This window comes from Micromonospora sp. NPDC005206, assembly GCF_040608175.1.
In the GTDB taxonomy this organism is placed as follows: Bacteria; Actinomycetota; Actinomycetes; order Mycobacteriales; family Micromonosporaceae; genus Micromonospora.
On record NZ_JBEXHU010000001.1, the window covers coordinates 14088 to 31278 of the forward strand.

At 74.1% G+C, this 17191-nt stretch carries 12 protein-coding genes and 2 pseudogenes; 4 read left to right on the plus strand and 10 right to left on the minus strand.

Annotated features, from left to right (window positions below; translation table 11 throughout):
- Nucleotides 1–76: 76 nt before the first annotated feature.
- The 3 genes and pseudogenes from egtA to ABZU69_RS00080 all read right to left on the minus strand — a co-directional run.
- Nucleotides 77–1312 carry an ergothioneine biosynthesis glutamate--cysteine ligase EgtA gene (gene egtA / locus ABZU69_RS00070; RefSeq protein WP_354962187.1) on the minus strand — a complete coding sequence of 412 codons (1236 nt, stop codon included), beginning with the start codon at nucleotides 1310–1312 and terminating at the stop codon, nucleotides 77–79.
- 157 nt (nucleotides 1313–1469) lie between these two features.
- Entirely contained in the window at nucleotides 1470–2288 is an 819-nt protein-coding gene (locus ABZU69_RS00075; RefSeq protein WP_354962188.1) for a hypothetical protein, read from the minus strand.
- A 253-nt stretch (nucleotides 2289–2541) separates the two neighbouring features.
- A pseudogene (locus ABZU69_RS00080) lies at nucleotides 2542–3069 on the minus strand (RNA polymerase sigma factor); the annotation flags it as partial.
- A 535-nt stretch (nucleotides 3070–3604) separates the two neighbouring features.
- Here ABZU69_RS00080 and ABZU69_RS00085 point away from each other — a divergent pair.
- Both ABZU69_RS00085 and ABZU69_RS00090 read left to right on the plus strand, forming a co-directional pair.
- Complete coding sequence (locus ABZU69_RS00085) at nucleotides 3605–4963, plus strand: protein kinase (protein ID WP_354962189.1); 1359 nt, start codon at nucleotides 3605–3607, stop codon at nucleotides 4961–4963.
- Nucleotides 4964–5087: 124 nt separating this feature from the next.
- Nucleotides 5088–6296: pseudogene (locus tag ABZU69_RS00090) on the plus strand (nucleotide sugar dehydrogenase).
- A gap of 79 nt (nucleotides 6297–6375) precedes the next feature.
- Here the strand turns inward: ABZU69_RS00090 and ABZU69_RS00095 are convergent.
- From ABZU69_RS00095 to ABZU69_RS00115, 5 genes are all read right to left on the minus strand, one after another.
- Nucleotides 6376–8850: an ABC transporter permease gene (locus ABZU69_RS00095; RefSeq protein WP_354962190.1), complete on the minus strand. Its 2475-nt coding sequence runs from the start codon at nucleotides 8848–8850 to the stop codon at nucleotides 6376–6378.
- Nucleotides 8847–9638, minus strand: coding sequence for an ABC transporter ATP-binding protein (locus tag ABZU69_RS00100; RefSeq protein ID WP_354962191.1), 792 nt, complete (start codon nucleotides 9636–9638; stop codon nucleotides 8847–8849). The genes ABZU69_RS00095 and ABZU69_RS00100 overlap by 4 nt, the downstream gene beginning before the upstream one ends.
- Before the next feature lie 146 nt (nucleotides 9639–9784).
- Entirely contained in the window at nucleotides 9785–10450 is a 666-nt protein-coding gene (locus ABZU69_RS00105) for a response regulator transcription factor (RefSeq protein WP_354962192.1), read from the minus strand.
- Nucleotides 10447–11667, minus strand: a complete 1221-nt coding sequence (locus ABZU69_RS00110; RefSeq protein ID WP_354962193.1) for a histidine kinase — start codon at nucleotides 11665–11667, stop codon at nucleotides 10447–10449. Before ABZU69_RS00110 ends, ABZU69_RS00105 begins: the two co-directional genes overlap by 4 nt.
- A 94-nt stretch (nucleotides 11668–11761) precedes the next feature.
- Nucleotides 11762–12463, minus strand: a complete 702-nt coding sequence (locus ABZU69_RS00115; protein WP_354962194.1) for a DUF305 domain-containing protein — start codon at nucleotides 12461–12463, stop codon at nucleotides 11762–11764.
- A gap of 138 nt (nucleotides 12464–12601) precedes the next feature.
- On the opposite strand from ABZU69_RS00115, the gene ABZU69_RS00120 reads away from it, so the two are divergent.
- Complete coding sequence (locus ABZU69_RS00120; RefSeq protein WP_354962195.1) at nucleotides 12602–14047, plus strand: hypothetical protein; 1446 nt, start codon at nucleotides 12602–12604, stop codon at nucleotides 14045–14047.
- Nucleotides 14048–14153: 106 nt separating this feature from the next.
- On the opposite strand, the gene ABZU69_RS00125 is transcribed toward ABZU69_RS00120, so the two are convergent.
- The gene (locus tag ABZU69_RS00125; protein WP_354962196.1) at nucleotides 14154–15161 is read right to left on the minus strand and encodes a linear amide C-N hydrolase; all 1008 of its coding nucleotides are present in this window, start codon (nucleotides 15159–15161) and stop codon (nucleotides 14154–14156) included.
- 191 nt (nucleotides 15162–15352) lie between these two features.
- Here ABZU69_RS00125 and ABZU69_RS00130 point away from each other — a divergent pair, with 191 nt between their 5' ends.
- Entirely contained in the window at nucleotides 15353–16573 is a 1221-nt protein-coding gene (locus tag ABZU69_RS00130; RefSeq protein WP_354962197.1) for an SLC13 family permease, read from the plus strand.
- A 44-nt stretch (nucleotides 16574–16617) separates the two neighbouring features.
- Here ABZU69_RS00130 and ABZU69_RS00135 read toward each other — a convergent pair whose 3' ends face one another.
- Nucleotides 16618–17094 (minus strand): DUF1203 domain-containing protein, encoded by a 477-nt coding sequence (locus ABZU69_RS00135; protein WP_354962198.1) that lies wholly within the window; start codon nucleotides 17092–17094, stop codon nucleotides 16618–16620.
- Between the last annotated feature and the right edge of the window lie 97 nt (nucleotides 17095–17191).

A 17191-nucleotide genomic window follows, 5' to 3' on the forward strand; every position in this document is an offset into this window, starting at 1 on the left:
GGCTCACTCCTCGCGCTCACCGCGTCGCCGTTCGTTCCCGACTGAGGGGCGCGCAACCCCGGCTCACTCCTCGCGCTCACCGGTCTCCCCTTTCTGCGGCGGACAGCCGCCGCCGTACGTCACGCTGGATCTCGTCGTGGGCGCCGGCCGGCAGGTCGAGCCGGGGCAGCGTGGTCAGGGCCAGGTCGAGAAGCGCCGCCGACGCGGCGGCCAGGGCGGGGTCGGCCAGGCCGTGCCGGGCGGCGGCCGACCAACGGTGCGCCACCGGCGTGCCGATCGCGTACGCCGCGCGCACGGTGCCCGGGTCGGCGAACAGGGCGGTCAGCACCGCCGTCGGGAGCCGCCAGTCCCGGCCGGGCTGGGCGTCCAGGTAACGCAGCTCCAGGTAGCCGCGTGGACGCACCGGCGGAAAGAGGGTGCTGACGTGGTAGTCGAGGTCGTCGGTGGTGGGTGGGTGGGGCAGCGCGCCGTCGAGCCAGTCGGCGAAGGTCACACCGGGTGGCGGGGTCCAGTCCGGGCCGTGCCGGCGCAGGCAGAGCAACGGCGCGGCGAGCACGTACCGGATCCAGGTGGCGGTCGGGTCCTCGCCGGCGCGGCCCGGCGCCCAGACCGGGCGGGTGCGGGCCGGGTCGATGGCCAGCCACGCGGCCATCCGGGCGGAGGCCCAGCCGGTGCGCCGCCCGGCGTGCCGACTGGCGGAGGCGAACGCCGCGAGCAGCGGCGGGCCGACCGCGTGGGCTGCGGACCACCGCGCGGCGACCTGGTCCGGTTCGCCGGCGTCGAGGCAGACCTGCAGGCCGGCGGTGCTGTACATCATTGTCCGGCCGGCCGGACCGCGCCGGTCGAAGGCGCCACGCATGGCGCGGTAGCGGGGAGTTTCGAGCACCGGGCGGGGCCGGCGGTGCGGGTCGATGCCGCTGCGGCCGAGGATCAGCCCGGCGGCGGCCAGCAGGTCGGTGACCTGGGCGATGTCGGCCTCAGTGGCCTGGATCAACGCGGCGATCGAGGAGCGCGGCGGGGTGGAGATCTCCAGCTGACCGCCCGGCTCAACGGTCACCGTGCCGCCGTGCCGCAGCGGCTCGGCGGGGCTGGTGGCGTCCAGTGTGACGGGGCTGTGCGGCCCCAGCGCCGCCCGCAGCCGCACCGGATCGACGGGACGGGCGGGGTCGGCGGCGTCGTGCACGGTCCATTCCAGTTCGACGCCGGTGTGGGTGGGTGGGCCGGTCTTGAAGCAGATCCGGGCGAGGTGCCGGCCTGCGGCACCGGACTCGCGCAGGATCGCGCTGCGGTCCAGCTCGGGCGACGTCACCACCGGTCGGGCTCCTCTCCCTGCGTCGGCGCCGGGACATCGTGCCACCGTAAACCCAGCCACCGACACCGTCGGGGGCCGTCCACGGCGCCACCAACCTCTGTCTAACAGACGAATTTCCCGGTGCAGGGCGGAACGAGCGGCCCCGGCCGTCGCTCGCTCACTCCGGGGCTGGCCGGCCGGTCGCCGGGTGTGACGGCTTGACCTTCGCCGATGTGGACGGCTTCGCTTCGGGCACCAGCCGCTGGCAGTACGCCTCGACCTCGCCGGCGCCGCCGGCGGCGGCCACCAGCATCTGGAAGGCCGGCGTCCGCAGCGCCTTGTCCCGCTGCTCGGGCTCCTTGGCCTGCCAGGCCTGGCACAGTCCGCGCAACTGCCCGGCGGGCGCCGCCCCTGCGGAGGGTGTGCCGATGGCGGACGGCGCGCTGGTGGCGGACGGCGTGGGAGACGTCGACCGGCTGGGCGCGGCGGTCCGCTCGACGGACGGGGTCGTGTCGACGTCGCCGGAGGTCGGTGACGGGCTGCTGCTGGGTGGCCACGGCACCGGGTCCGGCGCCCGGTCCAGGGTGACCGCCGCGAACGCGGCGCCGGCGGTGGCGGTGGCGGCCAGCGCGCCCATCCAGGCCACCGCGCTGGTGGTCAGCCGGCGGCGGTGCGGCCGGCGGACGGTCGGGGCCGGGTTGGCCCGAGCGGCCCGGAACGCGGCCAGTGCGGCATCCTCACCGGCCAGCTCGCGGGGGCGGGGCGGGGCGGCGGCCGCGGCGAGCAGCCGAGCCAGCGGGTCCGCCGCGTGCACGTCGGGATTGGCGGGGGTGGACGCGCGGATCTGGGCCGCCGCGGCGTCCGGGGCGGCGGGGCTGGAGGCATGGTCCCCGTCCGGCGCGGCTTCGGGGGTGGCCGGAGCGCCGGCGCGGGTCGCGTCGAGCAGCCGTTCGGTCTCGGCGAGCTCGGCCCGCCGGTTCGGCCGGTTCGGGTTCATCCGGAATCCCCTCACGTCAGCCGTCCGCCGGTTCAGCGTGCGACGTCCGCGGGGACCGGCCGGTGCGCGGACGGGGCGGTGGCACGCCCTCGGTGTCCACGGACGGCGCGACGCCCTCGGTGCCCACGGACGGCGCGACGCCCTCGGTGCCCACGGACGGCGCGACGCCCTCGGTGCCCACGGACGGCGCAATGCCGTCGGCGGCCAGGGACGGCGTGATGCCGGCGGCGTCCGGCGGTGTGGCCGGCTCCTGCCGTTCCATCAGGGCGGCGAGCCGCCGTAGGCCTCGGTGGGCGGCGGTCCGGACGGCGCCGGCCCGGCGGCCCAGCACACGGCCGGCGGACTCGGCGTCCAAGCCGATCACGGCCCGCAACAGGACCGCCTCGGCCTCGCGGGGCGGCAGGGTGGCGATCAGGGCCAGCGCAGCCTCGGTGCCGATCGTCTCGCCCGCCCGCTCGGCGGTGTCCGCGTCGCTGGCCAGGTCGGCGAGCGCCTGCACCGGAACGGGCAGCGACGGTCGGCGCCGCAGGCGGCGCAGGTGGTCCATCGCCCGGTTGCGGGCGATGGTGACGGTCCAGGCGCGGAACTCGCCGCCGGTGAAGCTGGGCAGGTCGCGGGATATCTGCAGCCAGGTCTCCGAGGCGACGTCCTCGGCGTCCGCGCCCACCAGGGCGGTCAGATAGCGCAGCAGGCCGGGTTGGAGGCTGCGGTAGAGAAAGCGGAAGGCGTCCTCGTCCCCGTCCTGCGCTGCGGTGACCGCCTCCGACAGCTCGCCGGTCATCCGCGGGCCACGGATCGTCCGGGACGCCCCGGCCTGATCCACCGCACCGGAGCATTCCGGGCGGCGTGGACCGTCGGCCAGACCAGCTCCCGCACCGCACCGCCCCTCCGCCGAACGTGATCGCGCCCGCGCCCTCGTTGGTCGGGGGCGGGAGGTCTGGACCAGCGCCACGGCGGTCTCTTCTCGACGCACTGCCCCCCCGGCCGGCCCGAGCCGGGCTAACGCTAGGAGGGAACCGAAGGGGGCGACAAGTCAGCACCACGTCACGGAAGAGTGACAATTATCTAGTCCCGTCGCACGGCGCGTCGTCGTAACGCCCGGCGACCAACGGACGCTCCGCACGCCAGGAGGCGTCTCCGCGCCGCCGCCGGGCAAGCGTACGCCGCCGTGTGTCGGATTTCGTCACAGGGTGTCGTCGAAGCGTCACAGACCGGGCCGGGTCCACACAGGTCAGACCGGATGGACCGGTGAGTACGGCCACCCGGCCGACCAGCCGCGGCGCGACGTTCCGCGCCTCTCTGGGTACGGTAATGCCGTGTTGTCATCGGAGGTCGTGCTCAGCGGTCGCTACCGCCTGGACGAACGTGTCGCCACTGGCGGCATGGGCGACGTTTGGCGCGCCTCTGACCTGGTCCTCGGTCGGCAGGTCGCGGTCAAGGTCCTGCTGCCAGCGCTGGTCTCCGACCCCGATTTCATCGCCCGGTTCCGGGCCGAGGCGCGGATCATGGCGGCGCTGCGGCACCCGGGCATCGTGCAGGTCTACGACTGCGGCGAGGACGACCTGCCCGACGGCGGCCGAGCCGACTACCTGGTCATGGAGTTCGTCGACGGCGAGCCGTTGTCCAGGCGGATCGAGGCGGCTGGCCGGCTCGACGTGGCCGAGACCATGTCGATCGTGGCCCAGGCGGCCCAGGCGCTGAACGCGGCACACCGCGGCGGCATCGTGCACCGCGACGTCAAGCCCAGCAACCTGCTGGTGCACGACGACGGCACGGTCGTCCTGGTCGACTTCGGCGTGGCCCGTTCCACCAACGTCACCAGCATCACCAGCACCAACGCGGTGCCAGGCACGGCTCTCTACATGGCACCCGAGCAGGCCGCCGGCCGGCCGGTCAGCGGCGCCACCGACATCTACGCCCTGGGCGCGGTCGCTTACTGCTGCCTCACCGGCGGGCCGCCGTTCACCGGCGACAACCCGCTCCAGGTCGCCGTCCGGCACCTGGACGACGAGCCGCCGGAGCTGCCGCACGACATTCCAGAGTCGGTCCGCGCGCTGGTGTCCCAGGCACTGGCCAAGGATCCGCTCGATCGGTTCAGCAGCGGCGCGGCGATGGCCGAGGCGGCCCGGTTGGCGGTGACCGGCGGCGAGCCACCCACCGCGATGGTGACGGCGGCTACCCCGCTGCGCGTCGCCGGACCGGGCACCCGCACCGACGTGCCGCTCGGCGCGGCGGTGGCCGGTCGTCGGCACCGCCGTGGTCCGCTGGTCGGCGCGGCCGCGGCCGCTCTGGTCGCGCTTGTCGGCCTGGGCGCCGCCCTGGGCGCGGCGCGAAACGCCGGCGAAGACCCGGCGATCACCGTGCCGACGACCGCGCCTGCGGTGGTGCCGACCGAGCAGGTCGATCTGCCGGTGGCGAACGACGAGGTCACCGTGGGTCCGGTCCGGCCGAACAGGCCGAACGTCCCCGCCAACAGGCCGTCGGCCTCCGTGACCGCGACGCCGAACGCCCAGCCCAGCGGGTCGGCCAGCCCACCGGCGCCGACCCCGAGCGCCACCACCGCGTCACCGACCGATCCGGCGACCACCCCGACCAGCGATCCACCGTCACCCTCGGCCGAGCCGTCCACCACCACGAGCCCGCCGCCGGCCAACCCGGAGGATCCGACCGGCTGAGCCGGCCGGCGCGGAGGGCTCGGCGAACCTCACCAGCACCGATATCCCCAAAACGGACTTACGTCGCCGAAGACTCCTCTAGGCTCTCAGCAGGTCATTTCCACCATCTGCCGCGGGAGCCGGGGTGAGCGCTGAGAAGTTGGTTGTGATCGGCCAGGGGTACGTGGGACTGCCGTTGGCCATGTGAGCCGTCGAGGCGGGGCTGGACGTGGTCGGGCTCGACGTCGACGCCGACCGGCTGGGCCGGGCGCTGGGCAGCGGCCGCTACCACCCGAGCACCGAGTACACCGACGCCGAGGGCTTCGACATCTGCGTCATCACCGTGCCCACCCCGCTGCGGGACGGCACCCCCGACCTGAGCTTCGTCGAGCAGGCCGGCATCGCAATCGGCCCGTACGTGCGGCCGGGCAGCACCGTGATCCTGGAGTCCACCACCTATCCGGGCACCACCGAGGAGCTGCTGCGACCCCTGCTGGACTCGGCCAGCGGCCTGCACAGCCCCGGCGACTTCCACCTCGGCTACAGCCCCGAGCGGATCGACCCGGGCAACCCGACCTGGCGACTGGAGAACACCCCGAAGGTGGTCTCCGGCGTGGACCAGGCGTCGCTGGACCGGGTGGACGGCTTCTACCGGCGCCTCGTGGAGCACACCGTGCCGGTGGACTCCACCCGGGTCGCCGAGCTGACCAAGCTGATCGAGAACACCTTCCGCCAGGTCAACATCGCGCTGATCAACGAGCTGACGATGCTCTCGCACCACCTGGACATCGACGTCTGGCAGGCCATCGACGCGGCAGAGACCAAGCCGTTCGGCTTCCTGCCGTTCCGGCCCGGCCCCGGCGTCGGCGGGCACTGCCTGCCGATCGACCCGTGCTACCTGTCCTGGCAGGTCAAGCGTCGCCTCGGTCGACAGTTCCGGTTCATCGAGCTGGCCAACGACGTCAACCACGAGATGCCCGAGCACGTCGCGCAGCGGATCATGGCGGGGCTGAACCGGAGTGGCCGCGCGGTCAGCGGCGCCCGGCTGCTGCTGCTCGGGCTGGCGTACAAGAAGAACACCGGCGACACGCGGGACTCCCCCGCGGTCGACGTGGCCCGGCGGTTGCAGGCCCTCGGCGCGGAGGTCCACGCGGTCGAGCCGTACGCCGAGGCGCACCACATCCCGGCCGGGGTGACCGTGGTCGGGCTGACCGAGCGTGAGGTGCGGGCGGCCGACGGGGTGGTGGTGGTCACCGACCACGATTGCTTCGACTACGACCTGGTGGTCCAGCACGCCCGCTACGTCTTCGACACCCGCAACCGGTGCGCCGGCCCGGTGGTCGAGCGCCTGTAGACCCGGCACCGCTGGCCGGTCCCGCCGCCGGGGAAGACGGCGGGGCCGGCCGGCGGATGTCCGTCCGCGTCGCCGCCGGTCACTGGTCGCCGAGCGCCTCGACGACCGGCCGGGACAACGCCCGGCGAGCCGGCAACACCGAGGCGAGCAGGGCGGCCAGCACCGCGACGCCGAGGATCAGCCCGAGCTGACCGAGCGGCAGCACCACGTGGAACTCCCCGCCGAGGCGGGCCAGCAGGGCCATCGCGGCGGCGCTGACCCCGGTGCCCAGCCCGACCCCGAGCACCGCGCCGACCAGCGCCGTCAGCACCGCCTCCAGGGCGAGCATGGCCCGCATGCGCCCCCGGGTGAGCCCGACCGCCCGCAGCACGGCGTTCTCCCGGGTGCGCTCCACCACCGACAGACTCAGCGTGTTCGCCACACCGACCAGGGCGATCACCACGGCCAGGCCGAGCATCGCGGTGACGAAGGCCAGCACCATGTCCACTGTGCCGGTGAGCATCTTCTTGTACGCGCCCTGGTCCAACAGGTTCACCGTCGGGTAGCGGCCCAGCACCGCCTCGATCGCGTCCCGGGCCTGCTCGAGGTCCACCCCGGCGGCGGGATCGATCTCGGCGAGGAAACCCCGCTTGTCGGGAAAGAGCACGGCGAAGTCCGCGTCGGCCATGTCGATGACGTGACCGGCGGGCACGCCGCTGGCGGGCGCGTCGTCGGTGACCACCGCGGCCACCCGGAACGGTCGTCCCCGGACGGTGACCGGGGAGCCGACCCGCCAGCCGCGCGCCTGCGCCAGCTCGCGACGCACCAGCACCTGCCCCGGTCCGAGCCGACCGACGTCACCGGCGAGCACACCGGTCAACGTCCGGCCGACCAGGGCCGGGTGGGCGGCGCGGAACTCGACGCCGGCGGTGACCGTGCTGAGCTGCTCGTGCACGACGCCCAGCTCGGGGCGGGCCGCCAGCTCACCGGCGAGCGGAGCGGGCAGTTCCTGGCCGATGCCACTGACCACGAAGTCAGTTCCGATCTGCGCGTCGACGCTGCGCTCGATGCCGTCCTTGGTGCTGCGCGCACCGACCACGAACGCCGACACCAGTCCGATCCCGATCACCAGGGCGGTGGCGGTCGCGGCGACCCTGCGCGGGTTGCGGACCGCGTTGGCCACCGCCAGCCCGGCGGTCGCCCCGGCCAGGCGGCGGGCCGGCCAGCCGAAGGTTCGGACCAGCGCCGGGACGAGCACCGGCCCGAACAGCACGATCCCGAAGAAGGCCAGTACGCCGCCGACGGCCACCAGCAGCAGCTGACCGGCGCTGGCGGCGCCGGCGAGTGCGGCGACCCCGGTGGCCAGCACCACCGCGCCGAGGGTCAGCCGGAGCCGACCGGCGCCCCGGCTGGGCTGCACCGCGGCGTCGGTGAGCGCCGCCACCGGGGCGACCCGGGTGCCGCGCCAGGCCGGCAGCATCGCGGCGCCGACGGTGAGCACGGTGCCGAGCAGCAGGCTGGTCAGCACGGTCGAACCGGCCACGGTGAAGCCGCCGGAGACGGGCACGTCCAGCCGGGACATCAGCAGTCGCATCCCGCCAGCGAGGGCCAACCCGAGCAGCACCCCGAGCGCGGAGGCCACCATCCCGACCACCGCCGACTCCAGCAGGGTGGACCGGAAGACCTGCCCCCGGGTGGCGCCGACCAGCCGGAGCAGCGCGGTCCGCCGGGTGCGTTGCGCCAGCACGATCGCGAAGGTGTTGGCGATCACGAAGCCGGCCACCACCACGGCGACGCCCACGAAGATCATCAGCAACATGGTGAACTGGTCCAGGTCGCGGACCGCGTCGTCGACGGCCTCGTCGAGGATCTGCGTTCTGCTCTTCACGCTGGTGTCCGCGCCCACGATGGCGCGCACCCGGTCGGCCACCGCCGTGGCGGAGGTTCCCGGCCGGGCCGCCACCATGATCCGGCCGTACCCACGCTCGCCGGTGACCGCGAGCGCGTCCGGGCCGACCAGGCCGATGAACGGCCCACCGATGTCGCGTGCGGTGTCGGCCACGTCGACGGTGCCGACGAGGGTGTACGGGCGGGCCGCGCCCCCGGTGCCGCCGATCCGGACCGGGGCGCCGAGGGTGAAGCGCTCCTCGGCGACCGTCGGCGCGTCGAGCACCACCTCCCCGGCGCGGTCGGGCAGCCGGCCGGCGACCACGTCGTACGAGCGCAGGGCGTCCTCGGTGGGGATGGCGGCGAGCACGGCGTAGCCGAGTACCGGCCGGCCGTCGGTGCCGACGACCCCGCCGGTGCCGATCAGTTCGCCGGCGGCGGCGGCCACCCCGTCCACCGTCCGGACCCGGTCGACCAGGCCGGCGGGCAGCGGCCGGTCGCCGGCCGGGTAGACGCCCAGGTCGGTGTGCCGGTCGAAGGTGCCGGCCCGGTCGTACGCGCCGGCACGCATCCCGTCGACGAGGATCAGGGTGCCGGCGATGAACGCGACACCGAGCACGACGGCCAGCGCGGAGAGCAGCATCCGCAGGGCCTCGGCGCGCAGTGAACGCAGGGTCAGGCGGATCATCGCGGCACCGCCCCCGTGCCGGCGTGGGGACGGGCCGGGTCGAGACCGGCGAGGGTGTCCAGCACCTGCTCGGCGGTGGGCGTGGCGAGGTCGCCGACCAGCCGCCCGTCGGCCAGGAAGACCGCCCGGTCGGCGTGCCCGGCGGCCACCGGGTCGTGGGTCACCATGATCACGGTCTGGCCCAGGGTGTCGACGGCCTCCCGCAGCAGCCGCAGTACCTCCGCCCCGGAGCGGGAGTCCAGGTTCCCGGTCGGCTCGTCGGCGAAGATCACCCACGGCTTGGTGATCAGGGCCCGAGCCACCGCGACCCGCTGCTGCTGGCCACCGGAGAGTTCCGCGGGTCGGTGCCGCAGACGGTCGGCCAGCCCCACCGCCGCCACCACCTGGCGCAGCCAGGCCGGGTCGGGCCGCCGGCCGGCGATGGCCAGCGGCAGCACGATGTTCTCCTCGGCGGTCAGCGCCGGCAGCAGGTTGAACTTCTGGAAGACGAAGCCGACCCGGTCACGGCGCAGCAGGGTGAGCCGCCGGTCGTCGAGCCGGCCGAGGTCGGCCGCACCGATGCCGACCGTGCCGGCGCTCGGCCGGTCCAGCCCCGCCAGGCAGTGCATCAGCGTCGACTTGCCGGAGCCGGACGGACCCATGATGGCGGTGAACCGGCCGGCGGCGACATCGAGGTCGACCCCGTCGAGCGCGACGACCGCGGCGGGGCCACTGCCGTAGCGTTTTTCCAGGCCACGGGCGGTGACCGCGACGCCGTTGCCGGCGTGGGTGGGAGGTGCGAGGGACATGGGGGCTCCCCGGTCAGGGTGCGGATCGGACCCCTCCGACGCTATGGCCGGCGCGAGTCAGTCGATCTCCACCTGCGCGCTCGACCTGTGTGCGTCCCGGGTCGCGGTGCGCCCGCCGTCGCGTACGACCCAGGTCGTACGCCGGGTCATCCGCCGGGCGTGACCAGCCCGCTCTCGTACGCCAGCACCACCGCCTGGACCCGGTCGCGCAGCTGGAGCTTGGCCAGGATCCGCCCGACGTGGGTCTTCACCGTCGCTTCGGCCACGTGCACCTGGGCGGCGATCTCCGCGTTGGACAGCCCCTGCGCGACCAGCAGCAGCACCTCCCGCTCCCGCTCGGTGAGTTGCGCCAGCCGGGGGTCGGCCGTGGGGCCGGCGCCGAGCTGCCCGGCGAACCGGTCCAGCAGCCGCCGGGTGATCGACGGCGCGACCACCGAGTCGCCCTCGGCGACCACCCGGATCGCGGCCAGCAGTTCCTCCGGCGGGACGTTCTTGAGCAGGAAGCCGCTCGCCCCGGCCTGCAACGCGGCGAACGCGTCCGCCTCGGTGTCGAAGGTGGTCAGCACCAGCACCCGGGGAGGGCCGGCGGGCCGGTCCGCGCAGAGTCGCCGGGTCGCCTCCACCCCGTCCATGGTCGGCATCCGGACGTCCATCACCACCACGTCGGCCTCGGTGCGGGCGAGCACCCGAAGCGCGTCCGCGCCGTCGATGGCCTCGCCCACCACCTCCAGGTCGGGCTGGGAGTCCAGCACCATCCGGAACCCGGCGCGCACCAGCGCCTGGTCGTCCACGATCACCACCCGGACCGTCATGCCGCGATCACCTCCGTTGCGGGTTCCGACGGTAGCGGCAGCCGGACCTCGAGCTGCCAGCCCCCGGCCAGCCGGGCGCCGGCGGTGAGGGTGCCGTCGTACACCGTCACCCGCTCGCGCATGCCGAGCAGGCCGTGACCGCCGGACGGCGCCGGGCTGACCACCGGCCGGCCCCGACCGTCGTCGACCACCCGGACCACGACGGCGTCGGCGCTGTACGCGAGGGTCAGCTCCACGCCGGCGCCGACGCCGGCGTGCTTGAGCGCGTTGGTCAGCGCCTCCTGCACCACGCGGTAGATGGTCAACTCCAACCCGGGTGGGAGCGGCGGCGGCTCGCCGTCGACGGTGTGCCGGATGCGCAGCCCGGCGTCGCGGAACCGGGCCAGCAGGTCGGGCAGCTCGGCCAGGGCCAGGCGGCGGTGTTCCGGGTCGGCGGCCACCACGGGCCCGTCCGGGCCACCCGCGCCGGTCGGGCCGGCGTCCCGCAGGACGCCGACCAGCCGGCGCATCTCCTCCAGCGCCTGCCGGCCGGTGTCGGCGACGACCTTGACGGCGGTACGCGCCTGCTCCGGGTCGCGGTCCAGCATGAACCGCGCGCCGTCCGCCTGGACGATCATCACCGCCATGCTGTGCGCCACCACGTCGTGCAGCTCGCGGGCGATCCGGGTGCGCTCCTCGGCGACGGCCGCCCGGGACTCGGCTTCCCGCCCGCGTTCCAGGGTGCTGGCCCGCTCCTCAAGACTGAGCACGTAGAGGCGGCGGGTCCGCACGTTCAGCGCGGCCAGCCAGACGGCGCCGGTGACCAGCGCGTACCACAGCGCGGTCGTCCACCAGCTCATGACGCCCCGGGTCTGCGCGGCGGCGAGCAGCACGCCCACGGCGGCGACGGCGCCCGCGAGCACGCCGTCGCGCAGCCGCTCGCCGTACTTCACCACGCTGTAGAGGGCGATCAGGACGGCGACGTCGAAGGCGAGCGGACCCCACTGGGCGATCACCTGGACCAGGGCGAGCACCGCGACGGCCACGGTCACCGCGCCCGGGTGCGAGCGGCGGAACAGCAGGGCCACCGCCATCCCCACGCCGACCAGGGTGGCGGCCCAGCCGCCCGGCTGGTTCGCCGCCCCGGCCAGGCCGAAGAGGACCACCAGGCCGGAGACGGCCACGTCGAAGGCGACGCCGCGCAGCGGGCGACCGAACATCGTGCGTCTCACGGTCACCCAGCGTACGTGCCGGGTGTCGGATCCCCTCCGCCGTCCCGGTCGGGCTGCCCCAGCTCCGGGGCGCGGTGCGGACGGGGCCGGGCGGGCCGGCTCAGCGACCGAGGACCTCGCGCATGCGGTCGATCTCGACGGTCTGCTCGGTGGCGACCGAGTTGGCGAACTCGCTGAGCGTCAGGTCGGAACCGACCGTGAGCAGGTCGGTGGCCATCTCGATGGCGCCCTGGTGGTGTTCGGTCATCATCCGGACGAAGAGGCGGTCGAAGTCGGCGCCGCGGGCGGCGGCCAACTGACGCATCGCCTCCGGTGACTGCATGCCGCGCATGGTGCCGTGATCGTGCCCCGGGGCCTCGGGCGAGAGACCGCGGGTCTGCAGCCAGCCGCGCATCATGCCCATCTCCGGCCCCTGGCTGGCCCGGATCCGGTCGGCGAGGGCGCGGATGCCGGGGTCGGCGGCCCGGTCTGGGGCGAGTTCCGCCATCTCCAGGGCCTGCGCGTGGTGCGGAATCATCATCCGTACGAACATGGCGTCCAACGCGTTGTGCGGGGCCGGGCCCGCGTCGCGGACCTCGTGGGCCGGGCGGGTGGCCGCCGACTCGCCCGGACGGCCCGGCACGATGACGGTCAGGTCGGTGGGAACGGGGCTGGCCGCCGGTGTCGAGGTGGCGGGCGCGGAGACCGGCTGCGCGGCGCTTGTCCCGGGGTCTCCGCCCGCGCGGACCAGGACGAAGGCCACCAGCGCCAGCACGATCGCCAGTGTGACGACCGCCAGTGTCCGTGCGCGCCGACTGGTCATGGGCCACTCCCTGGGGTCGAGGTCATCGCGATGTTATCCATTGAGGAGAACGATGTGATGTGACCCAGATCACATCGATGCTCGTCATCCGGCGGTAAGGTGTCGACCATCGTCTCCCCCTTGCGAAGGGCCTCGCCGATGATCAGACTCCACATGCCACGGTTACGACAACTCCGGATCGTCGGCCTCGCCGCGACCGGTCTCCTCGTCGCCAGCGTCCTCGTCGCCCCGGCAAGCAACGCCCAGGTCGTGCCGCAAGCGGCACCGGCGGCCGCCGCCACGAACACCATCCCCGGCGTCGATGAGATCGTGAGCAGCCCCAACCTGCGCCAGATCGCCAACCTGCCCAAGGTCGCTCCCCTGGACGCGACGAACAGCGACATCGCCTTCCAGGGCAAGTACGCGTTCGCCGGCAACTACAACGGCTTCGTCATCTACGACATCTCGCGGCCCAGCGCGCCGAAGGTCGTGTCCCGGGTGCTCTGCCCGGGGTCGCAGAATGACATCTCCGTCCACGGTGACCTGCTCTTCCTCTCCACCGACTCGTCCCGCAGCGACGACTCCTGCAACAGCACCGCGCAGGGGGCGGACGTGAAGGAGTCCTGGGAGGGCATCAAGATCTTCGACATCAAGAACAAGGCCAACCCGCGGTACGTCAAGTCCGTGGAGACCGCCTGCGGCTCGCACACTCACACCCTGGTGCCGGGCAAGAGCAGCAAGACGGTCTACCTGTACGTCTCGTCGTACAGCCCGCGGGCCGAATTCCCGGACTGCCAGCCGCCGCACGACTCGATCTCCATCATCAAGGTGCCGGTGAAGAAGCCCACCGACGCCTCGGTGATCGCCGCGCCAAACCTCTTCCCGGACGGCGGATTCCCGGGCAGCGGCACCGGGTCGGCGACGACCGGCTGCCACGACATCACCGTCTACCCGGCCAGGGACCTGGCCGCCGGCGCGTGCATGGGTGACGGCATCCTGCTCGACATCCGCAACCGGGAGGTCCCCCGGGTCATCAACCGCGTGCGGGACACGGTCAACTTCGCGTTCTGGCACTCGGCCACGTTCAACAACGCCGGCACCAAGGTGATCTTCACCGACGAGCTGGGTGGCGGCGGCGCGGCGACCTGCAACGAGGCCATCGGACCGAACCGGGGCGCGGACGCCATCTACGACATCACCGGTCGCGGCGACGCCCGGACGATGCACTTCCGCAGCTACTACAAGATTCCCCGCAACAACGCGGACACCGAGAACTGCGTGGCCCACAACGGCTCGCTGATCCCGGTGCTCGGGCGGGACATCATGGTCCAGGCGTGGTACCAGGGCGGCATCTCGGTCTGGGACTTCACCGACTCGGCCAACCCGAAGGAGATCGCCTTCTGGGAGCGCGGGCCGCTCTCGGCCGACACGTTCGTCGGCGGTGGCACCTGGTCCGCGTACTACTACAACGGACACATCTACTCCAACGACATGGTGAAGGGCCTGGACGTCCTGGAGCTGAACGACTGGCGCACCTGGACGGCGAAGCTGGTCAAGTACAAGGAGCTCAACGTGCAGACCCAGCCCAGCTACCTGAGCCGGTAGGCACCGAGCACTGAACCGGTAGGCACCGAGCACGACGCCGGGCCCGGTCCCCGAATCCCGGGGGCCGGGCCCGGCCACGTCACGAGGGGGTGCGTACGCCGGGGAGTCAGCTCATCGGCAGCTGGTAGCGCCGCTCGCCGCCACCGGTCGCGGTGACCAGCCGGACCTCGCCGCTGCGCAGGCCGTACGTGACGGACCAGCGGGTGTGCCCCTGGCGGACCGACGCCAGCACCCGGTGCGCCGCGGCGGCGTCCACCACCCCACCGGCCCGGGTCAGGGCGGTGGCGATCTGCCCGTACCGGCGGTCCTCGCGGCGACGCTGCTCGGGCACCCCGGCGACCGGCACGTTGGTCAGCGCCTGCCAGCCGCCCGTGCCCCGCTCCACCCGCAGCTCACCATCGACGAACTCGATCACCGCCGAGGCTCCGGTCGCGTCGGCCAGCAGGTAGTGCAGTGGCGGCCCGCCGTCGAAGTCGAGGTTGTGCCGGGTGAACACGGCGATCGCCTCGTCGACCGTGGCGGCCCGGTCCAGCACCAGCCGCAGGATTCGTACCGAGCCGACGGTGGGCTTGCCCGGGTCGGGGCGGGCCGTCGCGGCGTCGTCGGCGGCCAGCCCCACCGCGAGGCCCCGCTCGTTCATCCCGTCGAAGGGCAGCAGCGGCGCGTTGAGCAGCCGCCGGTCACCGGCCGGGTCCGCGCCGACCCCGAGGTAGGAGATGTCGACCAGCGAGACGGCCGCGTACCCGTGGGGCGGATCGGTCCGCAGCACCAGCGCCGGGTTGGCGTCCCAGTCGAAGTTGCGGGCGAACACCGGCCGGGCGGGGTCGCCCGCGGCGACGAACAGCGAGCAGCCGAACGGGCTGGGCGGGGTGGCGTCGGTGCCCACCGTCGGGTCGTACGCCCCGACGTAGGTCATCTCGTACAGCGGCAGGTCGTCCACCCGGCGCAGGCTGGCCAGGGTCTGCGCGGCCTGGGCCGCGTCCTGCCGGGAGGCGGTCGGCGTGGCCGGGGGCACCGGCGGCGCGGTGAGCAGCGGGCCTCCGGACCTGGGTGTGGTGCAGGAGGTGAGGGCGAGCAGCAGGGCCGTCGTGACGGCCGGCAGGGTCCTGCGCATATCCGTTGGACGCTATGGGACCGATCGACGGTTGTCCACCGCGCCGGTGCGGTCTGTCGGATTCCGTCGCCGCGGTGATCCGGCCGGTCCATGCCCGGCGACCCGTGGACCGCACCGGTGCCTATGGGACCGGTCACCAAGGCGGTCGCAGCGGAGGCGGCCGACGGGACATTGTGCCAGCGTGATTCGACGTGAAACTTGCCGTCGGCGCGCCGCCCGCCCCACCCGAGCCGACCACACGCCGGCGTCCCCAGCCGCTCGACCTGGTGGCGGTGTTCCTCGCGGTGGCCGGCGCGGCCTGCGCGCTGGGCGGGCTGCTGCCCCGCGCCGAGACCACCGCCACCCTGCACCGGATCCTGCCGCTGCTGCTCTTCCTCGGCTCCGTGATCGTGCTGGCCGAGCTGACCGCCGTGGCGGGCGTCTTCGACGTGCTGGCCAGTCGACTGGCCCGCGCCGCGCGGGGCAGCTGGGCGGCGCTGTTCCTGCTCTGCGGCGGCCTCGCCACGCTGACCACACTCGTGCTCAACCTGGACACCACCGCCGTGCTGCTCACGCCGGTGCTGCTCGCGCTGGCCCGCGGCCTGCGCGTCCCGGCCGCCCCGCTCGCGGTCACCACGGTCTGGTTGGCCAACACCGCGAGCCTGCTGCTGCCGGTGTCCAACCTGACCAACCTGCTGGCCGCCGACCGGATCGGGCTGGCGCCGCTGGCCTACGCGGCCCGGATGGCGCTGCCGCAGCTCACCGCGGTCGCGGTCACCATGGCGCTGCTCTGGTGGGCGTGGTGGTGGCGGGACCGGCCGGCCGGTGGCCGCTTCGTTCCACCCGCCCGCCACGTGCCGTCGGATCCGGTGCTGCACCGCACCGCGCTCGCCGGCTGCCTGCTCTTCGTCGCCGGCATCCTCGCCGGCGTGGAGATCGCCCTCGCCTCGACGGTCGCCGTCGCGGTGGTGCTGCTCGGGTTCGTGGTCCGCTCCCCCGCGACGCTGCGCCCGGGGCTGGTGCCGCTGCGGCTGCTGCTCTTCGTCACCGGCCTGTTCCTGGTGGTGCAGACCCTCGGCCGGTTCGGACTGGACGACCTGGTCGCCGGGCTCCTCGGCGCCGACGGCGGAGCGCTCGGCGCGCTCCGCGCCGGTGGCACCGGGGCGTTGCTGGCCAACGCGGTGAACAACCTGCCGGCCTACCTGGCCGGCGAGTCGGTGCTGCACACCGGTGACGGGACCCGGCTGCTGGCGCTGCTGATCGGCACCAACATCGGGCCGCTGGCCGCACCCTGGGCGTCGCTGGCCACCCTGCTGTGGTTCGAGCGGTGCCGGGCGGCCGGGGTGGCGGTGCCGGTGACCTGGTTCGTGGTGACCAGCGCCCCCTGCTGGCGGTCACCGGCACGCTCGCCGCGGTCGGCGCGCTGCTGTTGACGAGCTGAGCGCCGGTCACGCCACCGCCGGGGAGCGGGCCGGCGTCACGCGGCGGCCCGCTCCACGGCGAACATGAAGCAGCCGTACACCACGTTGCGACTGTGCAGCTCGTACACGGCCGGGTCGGCGAACAACTCCGCGATCACCGCCTCCGGGTCGGTGCCGTCGTGCAGGCGACCGCCGTGGATCCGGCCCTGCCGGTCGTACGCCCGCAGGACCTGGGGTCGCCCCCGCCAGTCCGGCGGGTGGCCGCCCGCCGGCTCCGGTCCCGGACAGGCGACGGCGTGCGCGAAGACCGGGCCGACCTCCCGGTACGGGCCGGCGGCGACCGGCGGCGCATAGCCGACGAGCAGCAGCGCCTCCCCCGCCTCGGCGTCGCGCAGGCAGCAGCGCAGCGGTTCCCCGCCGCCCGCCGGGAGTACCTCGACGGGTCGGTCGGCGGCGTCCCGGCGGGTACAGCGGACGGTGTCGAGCGTCCCGGCCGGCAGGGCGCGGATCAGGAAGGCGGTGCTGGTCGTCATGCGTCCAGCCTGGCCCGGCGACGACGCGGGTGCTGGCGGTGATCGGACCTGGCGCTGGGCGCCAACCGGTCAGTCCGGTGCGCGGTCACGCCTCGGG